The sequence below is a fragment of the Rhizobacter sp. P3_B12 genome, from assembly GCF_056402895.1.
In genome coordinates, this window is sequence record NZ_JBFUGN010001053.1 from 1 (window position 1) to 2058 (window position 2058).

Consider the following 2058-nt stretch of genomic DNA (forward strand, 5'->3'; position numbering starts at 1 on the left):
GCTCATGGCCCTGCGATCCGGGGTGGGGCGTCAGCCATCGCGCGCGCCTGCGCCGATGCCATCGCGTCGCGCCATGCCGCGTGCATGGCCGCTCAACAGGCCTTCGGTATCGCTCAGCCGGGCCCCGATGCGGATGCCGTCGGCGTCGATATGGAACAGCCGCAACTCGTCCGAATGGGCGCTTGCGCGGACCTTGACGACCGCCATCGCGCGCTGGAGCCGGCTGTCGAGTTCGATGTAGCGTTGCACGATGATCGCGTCGGTGAGGAATGCGGTGCCATACGGGCTGAAACTCAGTTCGCTGTAGCGGTCCTCGAGCTCCGAGGTCATCAGAACGGTGACGCCGGTGGCGGCCAGCGCCCATACCATGCGCGATAGCGACTCGCGGAAGTCGGCCCGGAAGGTTGGCGCGAGCGCCAACTCGAAGCCCGACAGAGAATCGATGACCACGCGGCTTGCCTTCAGGCGCCGGATCTCGGCGATCAGCAGCATCGCGACCTCGTCGACCGAGACGTCCGAGGACTGCGCATCGACCATGGAGACGTGGCCACCGCGCAGCAACTCTGCGATGACCTGGCCGCGCGACGTCGCTGAGCGCTGCTCGAAGGCGGCAATCACGCCAGTCTCGCCGTGGCGCACGCCTTCGGCCAGGAAGGTCGCGGCGAGGATGCTCTTGCCGGAGCCCGATGGCCCGGCCACCAGCAGCGAGTAGCCGCGCGGCAGGCCACCGCCCAGCATCGTGTCGAGCGTGGCGATGCCCATCGACAGCCGCTGCGGCGGTGCGGCCGATGACGCTGCCGCGCCATTCGAGGCGATCGCCGGGCTCGCCGGCTCGATGCGGGCCTGCGGCGGCGGCGCAAACACCTGCAGTCCGGCGGCACTGATGCGGAAGGTGTGCAGGCCGGGCAGAGTCGGCTGACCGCGCATCTTGGTGATTTCCATCTTGCGCACCATCGAGTTGCGCTCGGTGCTCTGGCGCAGCCAGATCAGGCCGTCAGCCACGGTGAACACGGGGTTCGGATCGACCGCGGTGAAGTACTCGCCGATCAGGAAGGTGGTGGCCTGCCAGCTCGTCATCAGCACGCCCAGGTTCTGGACGAAGTGTTGCAGGTTCACGAAGCTGCCTTGCTCGCCGTGGCTGGCCATCATCACCGAGCGGAAGGAGTCGACGAACACCAGACCCGGCCCGCGCGCCTCCACCTCGGCGACGATGCGTGCCAGCACGGCCTGGAGGTCGCCGCCGACCACGTCGTCCGCCAGGTTCACGAAGCGGATCGARCTGTTCAGCTTGCCGAGGTCGAAGAAGTCGAACTGCTGCTGGTAGCGCAGCATCTTGAGCGGCGGCTCGCCCAGCACGGTGAAGTAGAGCGCCGGGCGCTCGGGCGTCGCGAGCGCGAACATGATCTGGTGTGCGAGCGTCGTCTTGCCGCAGCCGGGTGGGCCGGCGATCAGGTTGAACGAGAACTCGGGCAGGCCGCCTCCCAGCACCTCGTCAAGCCCCGGAACGCCGGTGGCCATGCGATGGATGCTTGCTTTGCCGGTGGTCATGGAGAGGGGTCCTGTGCGGCATGGCCGCTGGCAGCGAGCTCCCGGACGGGAGCGAGCAGGCGATCGGTGAGGGTGCTGCCGATCAGCTGGTTCAGCAGATCGCAGAAGGTTTGCAGAACGTCGGCATGGGCGGCGGCTGCGGAATCCGTGCTTTGCCAGGACAGCGTCTCGCGCAGGCTTTCGGGCGTGCCGTSTGTCGCTGCGTCGAGCCAGGGGTGGCGGGCGCGCGCCAGGTGCAGGCTGCGCTTGTAGAGGGCCGCCACGCCGCGCACGCCGATGACCGGCGACAGCGCGCCATCGACACATAGCCAGACCTCGTGCGCCGCGGCTGCCACCTGCGAGGTGTCGGCGCGCGTGGGCGTTGCACGGTCGGATCGGCCGTTCTGGGAGGCCTGGACCTGGGTTGGCGGCGCGCGAGCCGGGTGGCGTGGCCGCTGGGCGCCGTTGGGCGAGGCGGGCGCTGGGGCATCGGAGGTGTCGTCGGCTTGCATTGCAGACGCGAGACTGGGC

The 2058-nt window shown here is 68.9% G+C and carries 2 protein-coding genes; both read right to left on the reverse strand.

The annotated features are described in order from the left end of the window. Positions 1-30: 30 nt before the first annotated feature. Positions 31-1548: an ATPase domain-containing protein gene (locus tag AC1D01_RS31955; protein ID WP_477873530.1), complete on the reverse strand. Its 1518-nt coding sequence runs from the start codon at positions 1546-1548 to the stop codon at positions 31-33. Beyond that, the coding region (locus tag AC1D01_RS31960; protein WP_477873531.1) for a hypothetical protein at positions 1545-2058 on the reverse strand (514 nt) is incomplete at its 5' end. The genes AC1D01_RS31955 and AC1D01_RS31960, both read right to left, overlap by 4 nt.